Below are 15589 nucleotides of genomic sequence, written 5' to 3' on the forward strand. Positions count from 1 at the left end.
TCCGGGATGACGGCGGAGTGTGGAGCTACTGCAAATGCGCCAGATAATGCGCGACCGCCGTAATCTCTTCTTCGCTCATCGCGTAGGCGACATCGGCCATCGCGGCGACGCCGCCGCCGACGCGCTGGCCGGCCTTGTAGTCGTGCAGCGCCTTCACGAGATATTCCTCGCGCTGGCCGGCGAGGCGCGCGACGGCCTTGGTGCCCGCGTAAGTGTCCGTGTGGCATGAGGCACAGCGGCGACCGGCCGCGACTTGTGTGCCTTTCTTCGACAGATCGGGATCCTGGTCTTCCGGCCCCTTCGGCGGCGCGAGCTGCGAGAAGTAAGCCCCTAGATTGCGGATGTCCTCGTTGTTGATCTCTTCGACGATCGGCTGCATCTGGTCGTTCTTGCGCGAGCCGGCGCGGAAGAACACCAGCTGCCATTGCAGGAATTGATCGGGCTGGCCCGCGAGCGAGGGGATGTTCTCGGTCTGCGAGATACCGTTCTCGCCGTGACAGCCGGCGCAGACCTCCGCCTTGGCCTTGCCGGCGGCAGTGTCGGCGGCATCGGCCGGGCAGAAGCCCAGCGTGACAAGCGCAATCGCGCTGATTGCGTGCGAGATGAACTGCCGGCGCATGATGGGGATTCCGATCTATCGAGATTGTCATTCCGGGGCGTGCGAAGCACGAGCCCGGAATCCATAACCACCAGTCGTGGTTATGGGTTCCGGACTTGCGCGCAAGGGCGCGCAATCCGGAACGACGGTCATTCACGAAAAAGGCTGCGGCCGCCTCATGCCCACCGCAGCCTTTGATTCGCCCGCGCGCTACTTCTTGCTGTAGCTGATGCGATAGATCGCACCGGCCCAGTCGTCGGCGACGAGGATCGAACCGTCCTTGGCGAGGATGATGTCGTTGGGACGGCCGAGATAGCCCTGGTCACCCTCGATCCAGCCGGAGGCGAACACCTCCTGCTTGGCATTCTTGCCGTCGGGCCCGACGATCACGCGCATGATGCGGCCGCCCTGGTACTTGTGGCGATTCCAGGAGCCGTGCTCGGCGATCAGGATGTTGTTCTTGTACTCGGCGGGGAATTGATCGCCGGTGTAGAACTTCATGCCGAGCGGAGCGACGTGCGCACCGAGATTCAGCACGGGCGGCGTGAACTCGGAGCACTTGTGACCCATCGCGAACTTCGGATCGGGCAGGTCACCCTGGTGGCAATAGGGATAGCCGAAATGCTCGCCCATCTTCGAGATCATGTTCAGCTTGTCGCTGGGCAGATCGTCGCTGATCCAGTCGCGGGCGTTCTCGGTGAACCAGTACTTGCCGGTACGCGGATCGACGTCGCCGCCGACCGAGTTGCGAACGCCGAGCGCATAGATCTCGGCGTTGCCGGTCTTGGGATCGACGCGGCGGATCTGCGAGACGCTGGTCGGGGGAACGCCGACGTTGAAGGGCGGTCCGAACGGCAGGTAGAACCAGCCTTCCTTGTCGACTGCGATGTACTTCCAGCCATGCGCGGCATAGGAAGGCATGTCGTCATAGACGACCTTGCCGTCGCCGAGCTTGTCCAGATTGGTTTCCGCGTTGTCGTAGCGGATCAGCTTGTCGACCGCGATGACGTACAGCGCGCCGTCCTTGAAGGCGAGACCGGTGGGCATGTTCAGCCCCTTCAGGATGGTCTTGACCTCTTTCTTGCCGTTGTTGTCCTTGATGGCATAGACGTTGCCGAGGCCGAACGAGCCGACGAACAGCGTGCCCTTGTCACCCCAGGCCATCTGCCGCGCGGCGAGAACGCCGGGTGCATAGACCTCGATCTTGAAGCCGGCAGGCAGCTTGATCTTCTTCATCATCGCCGCGAGCTCGGCCTCCGACGCACCGGTCGGCGGACCCGACGGCGGCGCGAGGCCCTTCTGCGCCTCGGTCTCGTCGCCCAGGAACCAGTCATCCGGCGGATGGGTCCAGAACTCCTTGGTGCCGGATTCGTATTTCTTCAGCGGCTTGTTCTTGTCCTGCTGTTGCGCATTGCCGGCGCTGGTCCCCGCGAGAAGCGCAACCGCTGCAAGCGCCAGGACGGATTGAAAGACGGATTGAAAGACGGATTGATGGAATTTCATCGCGTCACTCCCCTAAGGCAGCCGTCAGGGCTGCACGTTATTTTGTTTTGCTAGTCGAGAGGCGAAGTTTGGAGCCTGTCGAGGCGACAGACGCAAAAAGGTTAGCACATCTGCGAGCGGTGAGAAGCGCGCCGCGTGCACTGCGGTTGCGCTCAATAAAAATTGAGGCGGAATTTCTCCGAACGCGAACGCGGCGACGAAAACGGCCTCGCTGCAACGCGGCATCGACATGGCGCGTGGCTGATTTTCGGGCAGTGGGAGAGGCAGCCGCACAAAAAACGCGAAAACAACCCCATGCACAGTAGAACGGCAAAGACCATGTTGCGCCCGGTGGCGCCGGACAGACGTTTGACGCGTCGAGCAAAACAGCAACTTCGGCGCTTACGAGGCGACGGGGTAAGGTCCGTCGTCGAACACCGCGTCATGATAGCCCTTCGACCCGATCTCGCGCGCCAGCGTGCTGCGAAAATCCTGTCCCGCGCGGAGGCTGTGCAGCACATGCGCGAAGTCGAATTCCGGCCGCCACCCCAGCTCGTGCCGCGCACGATCGTTGACGTAGACGCGATCGATCTGCGGAAACAGGCGCCAGCCGTTCGCCGCATAGAGCTGCGCGCAATCCGGATAGAGCTCGCGCACGACGCCGGCCGCGTCGCGCGCCAGCGCCACGAGATGGTGCGGCTCGAACGGGCTCGTGGCCGACACGATGTAGCGGGCGAAGCCGAGGTCGGGCGCGCGCTGGACGGCGAGCAGATGGGCGCTCACCGCGTCCGCTATATCCAGCCGGCGATAGAGCAGCTCGTTGGCCTGCGCGTTGTCCAACGCGTAAGCCGACCGCATCGAAGGATCGTCGTCGTCCTCGGGGAAGAAGCGCGAGGTCCGCAAGACGACGACCGGCAGCCCGCGCTCGCGAAAGAACAGCTCGCACAAACTCTCCGCCATCAGCTTGGTCGTGCCGTAGATGTTCTTCGGCACCGGCGACAGGTCCTCGGTGACCCACACCGCGGCCTGTCCGGCCTCGGGGCGGAGCTGCGAGCCGAACGCGCTGGTGGTGCTGGTGAAGACGAAGCTGCGCACACCGGCGGCCACGGCCGCCTCGAGCAGATTGAGCGTGCCGGTGACGTTGGTGTCGACGAAATCCTGCCTGCCGTGGGTCGCCACATGCGGCTTGTGCAGCGTCGCGGTGTGGATCACGGCGGTGACGCCGTCCATCTGGCACCGCACGAAGTCCGGATCGACGATCGAGCCGACGGCATCGGTGAAGGGCGATGGCTTCAGGTCGACCCCGCGCACAGCGGACCCGCGCCCGCGGAGCGTGCGGAGAAGGGCCTCCCCAAGATGGCCAGCGCTGCCGGTGATGAGAATTGTCATTGCAGACCCAATACAGCCGCCAGCGGCGTGGAAAACCACGGCCCGACCCGGTTTGGCTGGATGCTCTGGGAAAAATTGGAGCGGGCGAAGGGGCTCGAACCCTCGACCCCGACCTTGGCAAGGTCGTGCTCTACCACTGAGCTACACCCGCATCCTGTGTCGGTCGCGTGACGCGCCGGCAACGGCTGTCGTATGCCAAAAGCGGGAGGGGAATGCAACAGCTACCGGCGGCATAGATTGGTATCTTCGGGCCTATATGGACCCCGAAATTGGCCAAATCGACCGAAAATGCCCCGGAACCGGCGAATCGGCCGCGACGGATTGAAATTCGGCCGCCCCGGCCCAATTTAGGAGCCGACAACGAAGCATATGCATTGGCGACGTGCTAAAGACCCGCCATTCCAGACATGAGACGAGGGAATCCCGTGACGATCATCGACCAGGGTAACGGAGCGGCGGGCCCGGCTGCGGCCGATCTGATCAAGGACACCACCACCCAGACCTTCGTGAAGGACGTCATCGAGGAATCGAAGCGCCAGCCGGTGCTGATCGATTTCTGGGCGGAGTGGTGCGGCCCCTGCAAGCAGCTCACCCCCGTGCTGGAAAAGGCGGTCAAGGCGGCCAAGGGCAAGGTCAAGCTGGTCAAGATGAACATCGACCAGCACCCGGCGATCCCGGGCCAGATGGGCATCCAGTCGATCCCGGCCGTGATCGCCTTCGTCAACGGCCAGCCGGCCGACGGCTTCATGGGCGCGGTGCCGGAGAGCCAGCTCAACGCCTTCATCGAAAAGCTGACCAAGGGCGTGACGGCGCCGGGCGAGCCCAATATCGCCGAGATCCTGCAAGAGGCCGAGGCGGTGCTCGCCGAGGGCGACGCCGCCGCCGCGGCGCAGATCTATGCCGAGGTGCTCTCGCACGATTCGACCAACATCGCGGCGCTCGCGGGCCTCGCCAAGTGCTACACCGTCTCGGGCGCGATGGAGCAGGCCAAGCAGACGCTGGCCATGGTGCCGGAATCCAAGCGCAACGACCCCGCCGTGAAGGCCGTGCAGACCGCGATCGATCTCGCCGAGCAGGCGGAGCAGCTGGGGCCGGTGGCGGAGCTGGAACAGAAAGTCGCCGCAAATCCGCTCGATCATCAGGCGCGCTTCGATCTCGCGACCGCGCTCAACGCGCAGGGCAACCGGGCAGCCGCGACCGAGCAGCTGCTCGCGATCATCAAGCGCGACCGCAAATGGAACGACGACGGCGCCCGCAAGCAGCTCGTGCAGTTCTTCGAGGCCTGGGGCGGCACGGATGATGCAACCGTCGAGGGGCGCAAGCGCCTGTCGACCATCCTCTTTTCGTAGGCGCGCGGCTATTTTTGGAGCATGATCTTGTCGGAAAACCGCTTCGCAATTTGCGCCAACGCGGCCCTCCGGCTCCGGATCATGCTCTAGCGCGCGGGACTTCAGCGGGGACCAGATGCCGATCAACATCGAATATCGCGGGCCCGCCGACCTTCCGGAGATCATTCCGGTATTCCCATTGCCGGGCGCGCTCTTGCTGCCGCGCGGCCAAATGCCGCTCAACATCTTCGAGCCGCGCTATCTCGCGATGGTCGACGATTCCTTCCGCGACGGCCATCGCCTGATCGGCATGATCCAGCCTGACGTGGCGCACTCGCCGAAGAATTCCGACAAGCCGGCGCTGTTCCGCGTCGGCTGCGTCGGCCGCATTACCCAGCTCGCCGAATCCGGCGACGGCCGCTACATCCTCGAGCTCACCGGCGTCTCGCGCTTCAAGGTGGTCGAGGAGCTCGAGGTGCTCACCGCCTACCGGCAGTGCAAGGTGGATTTCTTCACCTATGTCGACGACTTCACCGCGCGGATGGGCGAGGACGAGGTCGATCGCGAGGCGCTGCTGGCGGTGCTGGCGGACTTCTTGAAGGCCAACAATCTCAAGGTCGACTGGGAGGGCGTCGAGAGCGCGCCCAACGAGGCGCTGGTCAACGCGCTGGCGATGATGTCGCCCTACGGCCCCGCGGAAAAGCAGGCCATGCTGGAGGCGCCCGACTTGAAGACCCGCGCCGAGATCCTGATCGCGGTGACCGAGATGGACCTCGCCAAGAAGCGCACCAGCGGCGATCCGCCGTTGCAGTGAGGGCCTGAATGCTCAGGCCGCGCGAACGGCTGCGCCGGCACCTCGCCGTAGCATCCTGGCGATGTCGGATGCAGGCATCGGCCGGCTGAAATAGTAGCCTTGCGTTTCGAGGCACCCCTCTTCGCAGAGGATATCCAGCTGCTCCTTGGTTTCGACGCCTTCGGCGGTCGTCGTCTTGCCGAGGCTGACTGCGAAACGAACCACTGCGCGCGCGAGATGGCGCGCCTCTGCCCTTGCGCTCGAAAGTTCGTTGACGAAACTGCGATCGATCTTGATCTTGTCGAATGGGAACTTTTGCAGAAAGCTCAGCGATGAATAGCCGGTGCCGAAATCGTCGAGGGCGATTCGCACACCGAGCTCGCGCAATTGGCCGAGGACGGCGAAAACGGCTTCGCTGTCATGCATGATCACCGTCTCGGTGACCTCGAGCTCGAGCCTGTGCGGCGCAACTCCCGAACTCGCCAGCGCGCCGATAACGACTGGAACAAGCTCCTTGCTCCTGAACTGAGCGGGAGACAGGTTGACCGCGATCCTGACATGCGGGGGCCATTTGGCGGCTTCCGCGCAGGCGGCTCTCAGGACCCATTCTCCCAGCGGCACGATCAAGCCGGTCTCCTCCGCGAGCGGGATGAATTCGCTCGGCATGACCAGACCTTGTTGCGGGTGATGCCAGCGTAGCAAGGCCTCGAAACCATTGACCTTGCCGGTCGCGGGGCTGACGAACGGCTGGTAGTGGAGCTCGAACTGACGGCCGACAATCGCATCCCGCATGTCGCGCTCCAGGTTGCGTCGCGCATGCATGAGCTCGTCGAGTTCCGGCTCGAAGAAGCGGAATGCGCCGCGTCCGCCACTCTTGGCCGAGTAGAGGGCGAGATCCGCGCTCTTCATGATCACGTCGGAATCGTTGCCATCGCGCGGCGCGATGGCGATGCCGATGCTGGTGCCCACCGTGACCCGGTGATCGCCGAGATCGAACGGCTCGCAAAGCGCCTTCCTGATGTTCTCGGCAAGGGCGGCGGCCTCCACGGCCGGGTTGGTCACGTAATCGATCACGGCGAACTCGTCGCCGCCCAGCCGTGCGATCAACGCGGTTTCCGTCGTGCATTCGCGCAAACGCGTGGCGACGGCGCGCAGCAGGGAATCGCCCGTCGGATGTCCCAGCGTGTCGTTGACTTCCTTGAAGCGGTCGAGATCCAGCATGAGCACGGCCAGATCGAGGCCGCCATTGCGCGTAACCGCGATGGCATGCTCCATCCGCTCCCTGAGCAGCACGCGATTCGGCAGATCGGTCAACGCATCGTGTTGTGCCATATGAGCGATCTTGGCCTCGGACCGGCGCTGCTCGGTGACGTCAAGATGCGTAGCCACCCACCCGCCGCCGGCCATTGGCTGTCGCGTCACGCAGATCAACCGACCATCCGTGAACTCGTCGATTCTGCTCGAGACTGCATCGAACGGCAACGCAGCCAGTTTCGAGAGGAATTGCTCGGCAGCGCCTTCGCTGGTGTCGCTCTTGAGGATGCCGGTCACGACGCGATGCCTGATGATGTCGGCGTGCGGTGTCCCCGTTCTCAACAGTTCCGGCGGCAGCTGATAGAGTCGAGCATAGCGCTCGTTGCAGACGACAAGCCGCTTCTCCGCATCGAACATGCACAGGGCCTCGACCATGTTGTTGATGGCCGTATCGAGCCTGAGTTTCTGCTCCTGGATTTCCTGTTGCGAATCTTCCACCTGCTGCCGGGCGAGCGAGAGCTCACTGATGATTTGCTCGAATCTGCTGGTTCTGGTCGCAAGGCGGCGATCCGCCAGCACGCCGACGAAGCTCATCCCGAGCACCGACAGGGCCACGCCCGCAATTGCCACGGCGAGGAAGGTCGGAGAAAGCGACAATGTATCGCTTGCCAGCGTAGGGTCTGGAACGATCTGCACGGCCCCCATGGCCGTGAAATGGTGCGACACGATGGCGAGCGTCAGCAGCAGCGCCGCAGCAAAGGTCCCCCACTTGTCCTTGTGGCCCAGGGCAACGGCGAGCGCAGCATAGCCCAGCACCATGCCGAGGCCGATCGAGATCAACACCAGCCCCGGCGACCAGGTCACGCGACCCGGGACCTCGAGGGCCCACATGCCGATATAGTGCATGCTTGCAATGCCCGCGCCGATGATGCCGCCACCGGCAGCTGCGCGCCACTGGCCGGAATTGTTGACGGCAACGCCAAAACCGCCCGAGGTCAGAATCATCGCCGCGGCGAGCGACAGCACCGTCAGAACGAGGCCGTAATTGGTCGGGACGCCGGGCTCGTAGGCGAGCATCGCGACAAAATGCGTTGCCCAGATTCCGTAGCCGATGGCGGCGCCGGCAATCGCAACCCAGATCAACCGCGCCCAGGCCCGCGAGGCGACCGCACGATGAAAGATGCTGACCGCAACGATACTTGCAACGAAGCATACCAAGCCGGCAAGCAGGACGAGACGCCAATCGTGCTCGGCCGTGAGGCAGGAAAAAACGCGGAACATCCAATAGCGCTCCCCTCGTCAATATCGTCGATGGTGGATCGCCTAGACGTTCTTCGCGTTAATTTTGTGCAACGCCTGATTGCATGATTACCAGCGGGTTAACGCGGCCCGTGCAATCCGATCTGCGGAAATTTGCGCCATCGACGGCCGGCGGACGTGCGCCGTGATCGGCAACGAACGTCTAGAGGTGAGTGCCGATGCGCTTGCGTCCGGTGATCATCGCGCGGATCAGGTTCTCGCGCTGGAGAATCCCCATCAGCACCACGCCCACGACGTGCAGCACGACCAGGACGATGACCGCGTCCGATGAATAGTGGTGGGCGTCTTCGACCCACCAGACGCCGAAGAAGGTGACGGTCACCGACATCGCTCCCGTGATCGTGGAGACGGCGAGCGAGGCCAGCAGCGCCACCAGCATCAACGTGCCGGCGGGATTGAGACCGATGTAGCGGCCGGTCATGCCGCGGCGCAGGTTCCAGAGATAGCCTGGCGCCGCGCGAAGCCTCACGCCGACCATGCGGAAGCGCGAATAGCGGCTTCCCCAAAAACCCCAGACCAGGCGGAAGGCCAGGAGCCCAAGCACCGTATAGCCGACGATGCGGTGCAGGCGGTCAAAGACGGTGGGGGTGAACCACGCGGCCAGAACACAGATCGCCAGGGCCCAGTGCCAGAGGCGCAACGGGAGGTCCCAGACCGCGATCGTGCGCGGAGCAGTTCGATCCGCGGGGCTCCTGTCGGACGCCCCGCGCGCTTCTGGCACCGCTTCTTCGATCAAGCGAAGACCACCCTCAAGCCTTACTTTGCGCAGATCACTTCGCGCAGGTCATTTCGCCCAAGTCATTTCGCGATCGTGTGCTTCAGGCTGAGATCTTCGGGGCTGTAGAACAGCTCGTAGAGCTTGCCTTCCTTGACGCCATAGACCTCATAGCACGAGCCTTCGACCTTGGAGCGCCGCACTTCGTAACCGAGCGCCTTGGCCTTGGCTTCGGCTTCGCTCGCCGGCTTCCACGACGCCTTGTCGAGCTTGGTGCAGTTCTTGAAACCGTCGGCCATGGCGGCGGATCCCGTGCCAATCCCGATCGTCAGTACCATGGCAACAACACGAATGACCTTCACGAACGTCTCCTCCTTTGTCGTGAGCGCTGCGCGAGAAGCCGCGAAGCGGGACGGAAGGAAGCAAAGCACATGATGAAGTCAATGCGGCTCGGAGCCGGTTCGCTTTAGAGATATTCTAACGATCCGAGAAAGATCAGCGCTCTCCGCATGCAGCACGCATTTGAACGACCGCTGCGGCCTTACGTCTCACGGGCCGGAGGCACGCTGCCGCCGGGCTGGTCATCCCTGGATCGCGCTTCGCGCAGCGGGGTAGTTGCGTTGCAGCCAGTCCGCCCAGGAGAGCCGTCCGCGAACGCCTTGGCTGACGACGAAGCCCATGCCGCGCGCCTTCGCGTCCGAAAGATTCATCGGCAGGATTTTCCGATGCAGCCCCCGGGCGTCCTGATACCGGCGGGCCAGCGAGACCAGCTCGATATCTTCGGGGCCGCCAATCTCCGCACGCTCGCCACGCGTCCCGTCGAAGGCGCAGGCCACGACGTGGTCGGCGACATCCGACGTATCGACGGGATTGAACAGCGTCGTCGGCACCGGCCACACTGGAAGCCAGGCGAGGCCCGAGAGCAGCCTGTCGAGCAGATAGTAGAACGGCATCGCGCGAACCACCGACCAGGACAGTGCTGATGCACGCACCAGCCGTTCGCCGGCAAGCTTGACCCGCGCGTAGGGCAGGGTTGCCTCATCGAGGCCGACGATCGAGACGTGGAGGAAGTGCCGCACCCTGGCCTCCCCGCAGGAGGACAGCAACCGCGCGGTGCCCTCGACGTCCACGGCGGAGGGCGAGGTGAAGAAGTCTGTCGGGCGAATGCCGCCGCGCCGCGCGATCGGCGAATAGGTCGCCGCGTTGATGACCGTGTCGACGTCATGCAGCGCGTCCCGCAACCCGGCGCCTGTGGCGAGGTCGCCGATCGCCCATTCGACGTCCGGTCGCGTGCCCGGCGATCGCGCAAGCACCCGGACGTGACGTCCGCTGCGAACGAGGCGATCGACGATATCCCGGCCGAGATGGCCCGTGCCCCCGGTGACGAGTGTCAGAGCCATGTTTGAAGCTCCATCTGCAACGGCTCGCCGTTCGCCGTAGCGGGAAGGCGTTCACGGCGAGCTCAGTAGCCGGCAACCGTCATGGCAACGACGGCGCTGAGCGCCATCCAACCAAAGTGCCGGCCGCGTGTCGCCCATGCGTTGGCGAAGGCGGAGAAACCGAACACGCAGGCCATGGTGATGACGATCCAGTGGCGCGCCGGCGCCGAGTCCATCCAGGGCGCCGCGATCAGGAGCACGCCGCCGCCGATCCAGGCGACGGTCGATGCCTGCCAGACCAGGCGGATCAGGGTGCGCAGCCGTTCCGGCTCGATGCTCGCGTGAGCAAAGACCTTGGTCTCGCCGAGGATGCCATGGATGAGGGCCACGACGATGGTCAGGACGCCGGCGCACTGGAGCAACAGATCACGCATCGATATCTCCGTACATAACTGTATGGAGACATAGGGGCTGGCCTGCCGCCTGTCAATACACTAGTGTATGGTCAAGTTCCGGGAACCTGGCATGACCGAACAGCTCTCCGCCGACGATTGGATCAAACAGGGGCTGAAGGCGCTCGCGAAAAGCGGCTTCACGGCGCTGAAGGCCGACCCGCTGGCAAAGGCCATCGGGGTTTCGCGCGGCAGCTTCTATTGGCATTTCGCCGATCTCGGCGCGTTCCATGCCGCCGTGCTGAAACGCTGGCGCGAGATCGCGGCCGAGCAGATCATTGCCGATGTCGAAGCCGCCGGCGACGAGCCGCTGAAGGCGCTGCTGCGCAGGTCCTTCGGCGCGCGGCTCGATCTCGAACGCGCGGTCCGCAACTGGGCGGCATTCGATGCCGCCGCGCAAGCCGCGGTGCGCGCGATCGACCGCCGCAGGCTCGACTATATCGAGCAGCTCCTGGACAAGCGCGGGCTAGACCCGGCGACGGCGCAGGCTCGCGCGCAGATCCTCTATTGGACATTTCTCGGCTTCGCCCTGTCGGGCCCGCCGGTGCCGGTGGCACGGCTCCAGGGCCTGCTCGACGACCTGCTACGGATGATCTCCGCCGAGTGACCCGTTCCAATAGAACGGGTCACTCGGCGGGCGCGAATTTCTGTGCTAGAGGCAGCCCATCGCCGGAGACCACAATGAACGCGCCCACCGAACGCCCCGAAACCAGCGTCGATCCGAAATTGCTGGAGATTCTGGTCTGCCCGCTGACCAAGGGTCCGCTGGAGTTCGATTCCGCAAAGCAGGAGCTGATCTCGCGCAGCGCCAAGCTCGCTTACCCGATCCGCGACGGCATCCCGATCATGCTGCCGGAAGAGGCGCGGAAGATCGATTGAGGTCGCAGTTTTGCGCAGCGGCCGCGCAACAATCGCGATGTCGTCCTGGCGAAGGCCAGGACCCATAACCCCAGGGAGGGGTTTGGCGCGAAGCTGGTAACTCCGAGTCTTCGCAAAACTATTGCTGCGGCGTATGGGTCTCGGACCTGCGCGCGCTTGGGGCGCGCTTGTCCGGGACGACGAGCGGAGGGTGGAGCGCCAGCGAGGATAAGAACTACAGCGCCTCGCCCTTCAGCAGCCGCGGCACCTCGCCCGTCAGGCCTGCGGCCTGGCGGATAAAGAGATTCTTCAGCGGCGGGGCGCGGTCGACGAGGCCGAGGCCGATGTCGCGCACGGTGCGCAGCAGCGTCGACTGGTTGGAGAACAGGAAGTTCAGCGAGTTGGTGGCAACGCCCATCGCCATGGTGTCGAAGCGGCGCCAGCGCTGGTAGCGCTCGAGCACGTCGGCCGCGCCGAGATCCATGCCGAGCCGCGCGGCATCGACGACGACCTCGGCCAGCGCGGCGACGTCCTTCAGCCCCATGTTGAGGCCCTGGCCCGCGATCGGGTGGATGACGTGGGCGGAATCGCCGACCAACGCGAGGCGCTCGGCGATGAAGGAGCGCGCCACGAAATAGGACAGCGGAAATGCGCGCGGCTTGTCGAGCGCCTTGACCTCGCCGAGATGCAGGCCGAAGCGCTGCTCGAGCTCGCCGTGAAACTCTTCGTCGCTGAGCGCGATGATGCGCGCGGCCTCAGCCCGGCGCTCGGTCCAGACCAGCGAGGAGCGCTTTCCGGACAGCGGCAGGATCGCGAAGGGACCTGCGGGCAGGAAGTGCTCTTCGGCGCGGCCTTCGTGGTCGCGCTCATGGCCGACGGTGACGACGATGCCGGACTGGTCATACTCCCAGCCATTGGTGGCGATGCCGGCGCGCTCGCGCAGCTTCGACCTCGCACCATCGGCGGCGACCAGCAGGCTGGCCGCGATCACGCTGCCGTCGCCGAGCGTCACGTCGATGCCGTCGGAGCGGGCGTCGTAGGAGGCGACCGTGGTGGCGCGGAGATCGATGCCCTCGGCCTCGGCACGCACGACCAGCGCGTCGATCAGGCGGCGGTTCTCGACCATGTGCGCAAAGGGCTCGCCCGGCGCGACGTCGCCGGCGAAGTTGAGGAACACCGGACGCGTGGCGTCCTCCAGCTTGGAATCGGTGACGACCATGTCGAGGATCGGCTGCGCCTCGCCCCTGACGTCGTCCCAGGCACCGATCGCCTCGAACAGGCGGCGGCAAGCGGCGACGATCGCGGTGGCGCGCGGGTCCCGGCTCGGCCGCGTGCTGAGCGCGGGATCGGCGACGATGACGGGAATCTCGGGCCCGAGCCCCTGGCGGAGCGCCAAGGCCAGCGCCAGGCCCGCAAACGCGCCGCCGCCAATGACAATGCTACCCTGTACCGACATACCAAGCTTCCCGGCCAATACTTCGCCTGTTCTTGGTCTTGCTAGCAGACTTGAGGTGGGCGAAACAGTGCGGTGAAACAAGGGCGGAACGGCCCAATTCCGTCATTCCGGGGCGCGGAAGCGCGAACCCGGAATCCAGAGGTTATCGCTCGGGATTCCGGGTTCATCGCTGGCGCGATGCCCCGGAATGACGAGATTTTCGAAAGCACCATCATGTCCAAAAGCCTGATCGACCTGATCTCGATCCTCGACCTCGAACAGCTCGAGGTGAACCTGTTCCGCGGCAACAGTCCGAAGACGAGCTGGCAGCGGGTGTTCGGCGGCCAGGTGATCGGGCAGGCGATGGTCGCGGCCTGCCGCACCGTCGAGGGCCGGCTGCCGCATTCGCTGCATTGCTATTTCATCCTGCCGGGCGATCCGCAGATCCCGATCATCTACCAGGTCGAGCGCCTGCGCGACGGCAAGAGCTACTCGACCCGCCGCGTCACCGCGATCCAGCACGGCAACGCGATTTTCTCGATCATGGTGTCGTTCCATGCCGAGGAGGAGAGCGCGTTCGATCACCAGGACAAGATGCCGGACGTGCCGCCGCCGGAAAAGCTGACGGCGGAGGAAGTGGCGAAGCAGCCGCTGTTCAAGGAGATGCCGGAGTTCATTCGCCGCTACTATGAATCCGACCGTCCGATCGAGCTGCGCCCGGTCGAGCTCGGCCGCTACTTCGGCCAGAAGATCGAGGACGGTCGCATCCACGTCTGGATCAGGACCGCGGCGAAGCTGCCCGACGATCCGGCGCTGCACATGTGCGCGCTGGCCTACGCGTCGGATTTCTCGCTGCTCGATGCGATCATGGCGCGCTACGGCCGCACGCTGTTCGACAAGCGCATGATGCCGGCGAGCCTTGACCACGCGATGTGGTTTCACCGCCCGTTCCGCGCCGACGAATGGCTGCTCTACGCCCAGGATTCGCCGAGCGCGCGAAGCGGCCGCGGGCTGACCCGCGGCTCGATCTTCAAGCCCGACGGCACGCTGGTCGCCTCCGTCGCGCAGGAAGGCTCCGTGCGCGAGCGGAGGGCGTAACGCCTAGAGGGAGCCGCGGGGGGCGAGCTCGGTCTGCGACGCAAACCAGTTCATGATCCAGCGATACACCCACGGGATCGGGATGATGAGGCTGAACAGGATTGCGGCCACGATTCCGCGCCAGAGAATCTCAAGACCGCTGCCCTTGAAGACGATCTCGCGCCGCGTGCCTTCAATGCTGCGGCAGAACCAGCGCATCTGAGCCGCGGCAACCCAGGCCCAGCCGACGATGGTAATGATCGAGATCGCGAACAGCAGATTCCAGCCGACATAGGCCCAGACCGAGCCGGTGAAGCTGATGCCGAGCGGCTGCCCATTGGAGGCGAGGTTCGCGACGATCCATTTGATGAGGAGCCAGTAGAGAACGATCTGCACGAGGAACAGCAGGTTGCTCAGCAACTGGCTGCCGATGAAGCCGATCGCGATCGCCAGAACGATGAAGCCGAAAAACCAGGGCACCAGCGCCATCGCATTGCCGGTGAAGCTGAGGTTCGGGCGTCCCGGGACCTTCACGCAAGGCACGATCCATTTTGTGTACCAGACGAAGACCCACGGCGCCGGGATGACAAAGCACATGCCTATCAGCATCACGATGCTACGCCAGGTGAATTCGAGGATGCCAAAATCGACCGACAGTGATCCGCCGGCGGCGCCACCATTGCCGCGGCCGCCCATCGTCGGCGGACCACCGGCCGGGATCATCGGCGGCGCGCCGCCGCCGACCAGGCCGGGGATCTCGGCGGCCTTCTGCCAGCCGGCCATGCCTTCGGTCCACACCAGCGTATCCGGGCGCACGACGCCCTGGGCGATGAGGTCGCGGAACTGCCCTTCGGGAAAGGGCCCCTGCTGCTTGCCCTCGGATGCGTAGAACCAACTCGCCATGAAACGTCCCCCTCAAACATACTTATGTACCGGCTGGGACGCTTCGGTTCACCGCATCCATGCCAAAAATGCATTGTGACGGATGAACGGCTGCCCTGTACAGAGGCGGCCGTTCACAACGCCAAACGTTTTTCCGCTTCAATCTGCAACTTTTTTATGCCATTTGCCCGGAAAGATGCCAGATTGACGCTGCGCCGGGGACATACGGCGCGGCGCATCCCGGGGAATAGGCCTGACCATGAAACTCGTCGTCGCGATCATCAAACCCTTCAAGCTCGATGAGGTCCGCCAGGCCCTGACGGCGATCGGCGTCCACGGCATGACCGTGACCGAGGTAAAGGGTTATGGCCGCCAGAAGGGCCACACCGAGATCTATCGCGGCGCGGAATATGTCGTGAACTTCCTGCCGAAGCTGCGCATCGAGATCGCGGTCGCCTCCGACGTCGCCGACAAGGCGGTCGCCGTGATCACCGCCACGGCGCGCACCGGGCAGATCGGCGACGGCAAGATCTTCGTCACGCCGATCGACCACGCGCTGCGCATCCGCACCGGCGAAACCGACAGCGACGCGCTCTAACGATTCTTCTTCGATCGCGCCGGGCAACG

Annotated in this window: 16 protein-coding genes and 1 tRNA gene; 6 read left to right on the forward strand and 11 right to left on the reverse strand. The window is 64.5% G+C overall.

Annotated features, from left to right (window positions below; all coding sequences use genetic code 11):
- Positions 1 to 25 precede the first annotated feature (25 nt).
- The 4 genes from BJA_RS02990 to BJA_RS03005 form a co-directional block, all read right to left on the reverse strand.
- Positions 26 to 619 carry a c-type cytochrome gene (locus BJA_RS02990; protein WP_011083419.1) on the reverse strand — a complete coding sequence of 198 codons (594 nt, stop codon included), beginning with the start codon at positions 617 to 619 and terminating at the stop codon, positions 26 to 28.
- 189 nt (positions 620 to 808) lie between these two features.
- Complete coding sequence (locus tag BJA_RS02995) at positions 809 to 2101, reverse strand: PQQ-dependent sugar dehydrogenase (protein WP_011083420.1); 1293 nt, start codon at positions 2099 to 2101, stop codon at positions 809 to 811.
- A gap of 381 nt (positions 2102 to 2482) precedes the next feature.
- Positions 2483 to 3469, reverse strand: coding sequence for an NAD-dependent epimerase/dehydratase family protein (locus BJA_RS03000; protein WP_038965112.1), 987 nt, complete (start codon positions 3467 to 3469; stop codon positions 2483 to 2485).
- A gap of 76 nt (positions 3470 to 3545) precedes the next feature.
- Positions 3546 to 3620 (reverse strand) — tRNA-Gly (locus BJA_RS03005).
- Between the two features lie 274 nt (positions 3621 to 3894).
- Here BJA_RS03005 and trxA point away from each other — a divergent pair.
- Both trxA and BJA_RS03015 read left to right on the forward strand, forming a co-directional pair.
- Positions 3895 to 4818 carry a thioredoxin gene (trxA, locus tag BJA_RS03010; protein ID WP_028174970.1) on the forward strand — a complete coding sequence of 308 codons (924 nt, stop codon included), beginning with the start codon at positions 3895 to 3897 and terminating at the stop codon, positions 4816 to 4818.
- A gap of 115 nt (positions 4819 to 4933) precedes the next feature.
- Positions 4934 to 5611, forward strand: coding sequence for an LON peptidase substrate-binding domain-containing protein (locus BJA_RS03015; protein WP_011083424.1), 678 nt, complete (start codon positions 4934 to 4936; stop codon positions 5609 to 5611).
- A 12-nt stretch (positions 5612 to 5623) separates the two neighbouring features.
- On the opposite strand, the gene BJA_RS03020 is transcribed toward BJA_RS03015, so the two are convergent.
- From BJA_RS03020 to BJA_RS03040, 5 genes are all read right to left on the reverse strand, one after another.
- Entirely contained in the window at positions 5624 to 8125 is a 2502-nt protein-coding gene (locus tag BJA_RS03020) for an EAL domain-containing protein (protein WP_011083425.1), read from the reverse strand.
- Between the two features lie 181 nt (positions 8126 to 8306).
- Positions 8307 to 8900: a cytochrome b/b6 domain-containing protein gene (locus BJA_RS03025; RefSeq protein WP_038965113.1), complete on the reverse strand. Its 594-nt coding sequence runs from the start codon at positions 8898 to 8900 to the stop codon at positions 8307 to 8309.
- A gap of 62 nt (positions 8901 to 8962) precedes the next feature.
- Complete coding sequence (locus BJA_RS03030; protein ID WP_028174973.1) at positions 8963 to 9241, reverse strand: PepSY domain-containing protein; 279 nt, start codon at positions 9239 to 9241, stop codon at positions 8963 to 8965.
- Positions 9242 to 9460: 219 nt separating this feature from the next.
- A complete protein-coding gene (locus BJA_RS03035) occupies positions 9461 to 10279 on the reverse strand; it encodes an SDR family oxidoreductase (protein WP_011083428.1) in 819 nt (272 codons plus the stop codon).
- 62 nt (positions 10280 to 10341) lie between these two features.
- Entirely contained in the window at positions 10342 to 10692 is a 351-nt protein-coding gene (locus BJA_RS03040) for a hypothetical protein (RefSeq protein ID WP_011083429.1), read from the reverse strand.
- A gap of 91 nt (positions 10693 to 10783) precedes the next feature.
- Between BJA_RS03040 and BJA_RS03045 the strand changes: the two genes are divergently transcribed.
- Together BJA_RS03045 and BJA_RS03050 are read left to right on the forward strand one after the other, a co-directional pair.
- Positions 10784 to 11317, forward strand: coding sequence for a TetR/AcrR family transcriptional regulator (locus tag BJA_RS03045; RefSeq protein ID WP_038965114.1), 534 nt, complete (start codon positions 10784 to 10786; stop codon positions 11315 to 11317).
- Between the two features lie 74 nt (positions 11318 to 11391).
- Positions 11392 to 11589 carry a Trm112 family protein gene (locus BJA_RS03050; RefSeq protein WP_011083431.1) on the forward strand — a complete coding sequence of 66 codons (198 nt, stop codon included), beginning with the start codon at positions 11392 to 11394 and terminating at the stop codon, positions 11587 to 11589.
- A gap of 214 nt (positions 11590 to 11803) precedes the next feature.
- On the opposite strand, the gene BJA_RS03055 is transcribed toward BJA_RS03050, so the two are convergent.
- Complete coding sequence (locus BJA_RS03055; RefSeq protein ID WP_011083432.1) at positions 11804 to 13024, reverse strand: ubiquinone biosynthesis hydroxylase; 1221 nt, start codon at positions 13022 to 13024, stop codon at positions 11804 to 11806.
- A 213-nt stretch (positions 13025 to 13237) separates the two neighbouring features.
- Between BJA_RS03055 and tesB the strand changes: the two genes are divergently transcribed.
- Positions 13238 to 14101, forward strand: coding sequence for an acyl-CoA thioesterase II (gene tesB, locus BJA_RS03060; RefSeq protein WP_028174978.1), 864 nt, complete (start codon positions 13238 to 13240; stop codon positions 14099 to 14101).
- A 3-nt stretch (positions 14102 to 14104) separates the two neighbouring features.
- Here the strand turns inward: tesB and BJA_RS03065 are convergent, their stop codons facing one another.
- On the reverse strand, positions 14105 to 14983 hold the full coding sequence (locus tag BJA_RS03065) for a DUF4339 domain-containing protein (RefSeq protein ID WP_011083434.1): 879 nt from the start codon (positions 14981 to 14983) through the stop codon (positions 14105 to 14107).
- 238 nt (positions 14984 to 15221) lie between these two features.
- Between BJA_RS03065 and BJA_RS03070 the strand changes: the two genes are divergently transcribed.
- The gene (locus BJA_RS03070) at positions 15222 to 15560 is read left to right on the forward strand and encodes a P-II family nitrogen regulator (protein ID WP_008142802.1); all 339 of its coding nucleotides are present in this window, start codon (positions 15222 to 15224) and stop codon (positions 15558 to 15560) included.
- The last annotated feature ends 29 nt before the right edge of the window (positions 15561 to 15589 follow it).

Origin of the sequence: Bradyrhizobium diazoefficiens USDA 110, from assembly GCF_000011365.1 — a bacterium.
Classification (GTDB): Bacteria; Pseudomonadota; Alphaproteobacteria; order Rhizobiales; family Xanthobacteraceae; genus Bradyrhizobium; species Bradyrhizobium diazoefficiens.

Bases quoted from the DNA above. Each gene is read 5' to 3' on its own strand.
- BJA_RS03050 (WP_011083431.1), top strand. From the start codon at position 11,392: ATGAACGCGCCCACCGAACGCCCCGAAACCAGCGTCGATCCGAAATTG.
- BJA_RS03040 (WP_011083429.1), bottom strand. From the start codon at position 10,692: ATGCGTGATCTGTTGCTCCAGTGCGCCGGCGTCCTGACCATCGTCGTG.
- BJA_RS03020 (WP_011083425.1), bottom strand. From the start codon at position 8,125: ATGTTCCGCGTTTTTTCCTGCCTCACGGCCGAGCACGATTGGCGTCTC.
- BJA_RS03055 (WP_011083432.1), bottom strand. From the start codon at position 13,024: ATGTCGGTACAGGGTAGCATTGTCATTGGCGGCGGCGCGTTTGCGGGC.
- BJA_RS03045 (WP_038965114.1), top strand. From the start codon at position 10,784: ATGACCGAACAGCTCTCCGCCGACGATTGGATCAAACAGGGGCTGAAG.
- tesB (WP_028174978.1), top strand. From the start codon at position 13,238: ATGTCCAAAAGCCTGATCGACCTGATCTCGATCCTCGACCTCGAACAG.
- BJA_RS03065 (WP_011083434.1), bottom strand. From the start codon at position 14,983: ATGGCGAGTTGGTTCTACGCATCCGAGGGCAAGCAGCAGGGGCCCTTT.
- BJA_RS03070 (WP_008142802.1), top strand. From the start codon at position 15,222: ATGAAACTCGTCGTCGCGATCATCAAACCCTTCAAGCTCGATGAGGTC.
- BJA_RS02990 (WP_011083419.1), bottom strand. From the start codon at position 619: ATGCGCCGGCAGTTCATCTCGCACGCAATCAGCGCGATTGCGCTTGTC.
- BJA_RS02995 (WP_011083420.1), bottom strand. From the start codon at position 2,101: ATGAAATTCCATCAATCCGTCTTTCAATCCGTCTTTCAATCCGTCCTG.
- BJA_RS03015 (WP_011083424.1), top strand. From the start codon at position 4,934: ATGCCGATCAACATCGAATATCGCGGGCCCGCCGACCTTCCGGAGATC.
- BJA_RS03035 (WP_011083428.1), bottom strand. From the start codon at position 10,279: ATGGCTCTGACACTCGTCACCGGGGGCACGGGCCATCTCGGCCGGGAT.
- BJA_RS03000 (WP_038965112.1), bottom strand. From the start codon at position 3,469: ATGACAATTCTCATCACCGGCAGCGCTGGCCATCTTGGGGAGGCCCTT.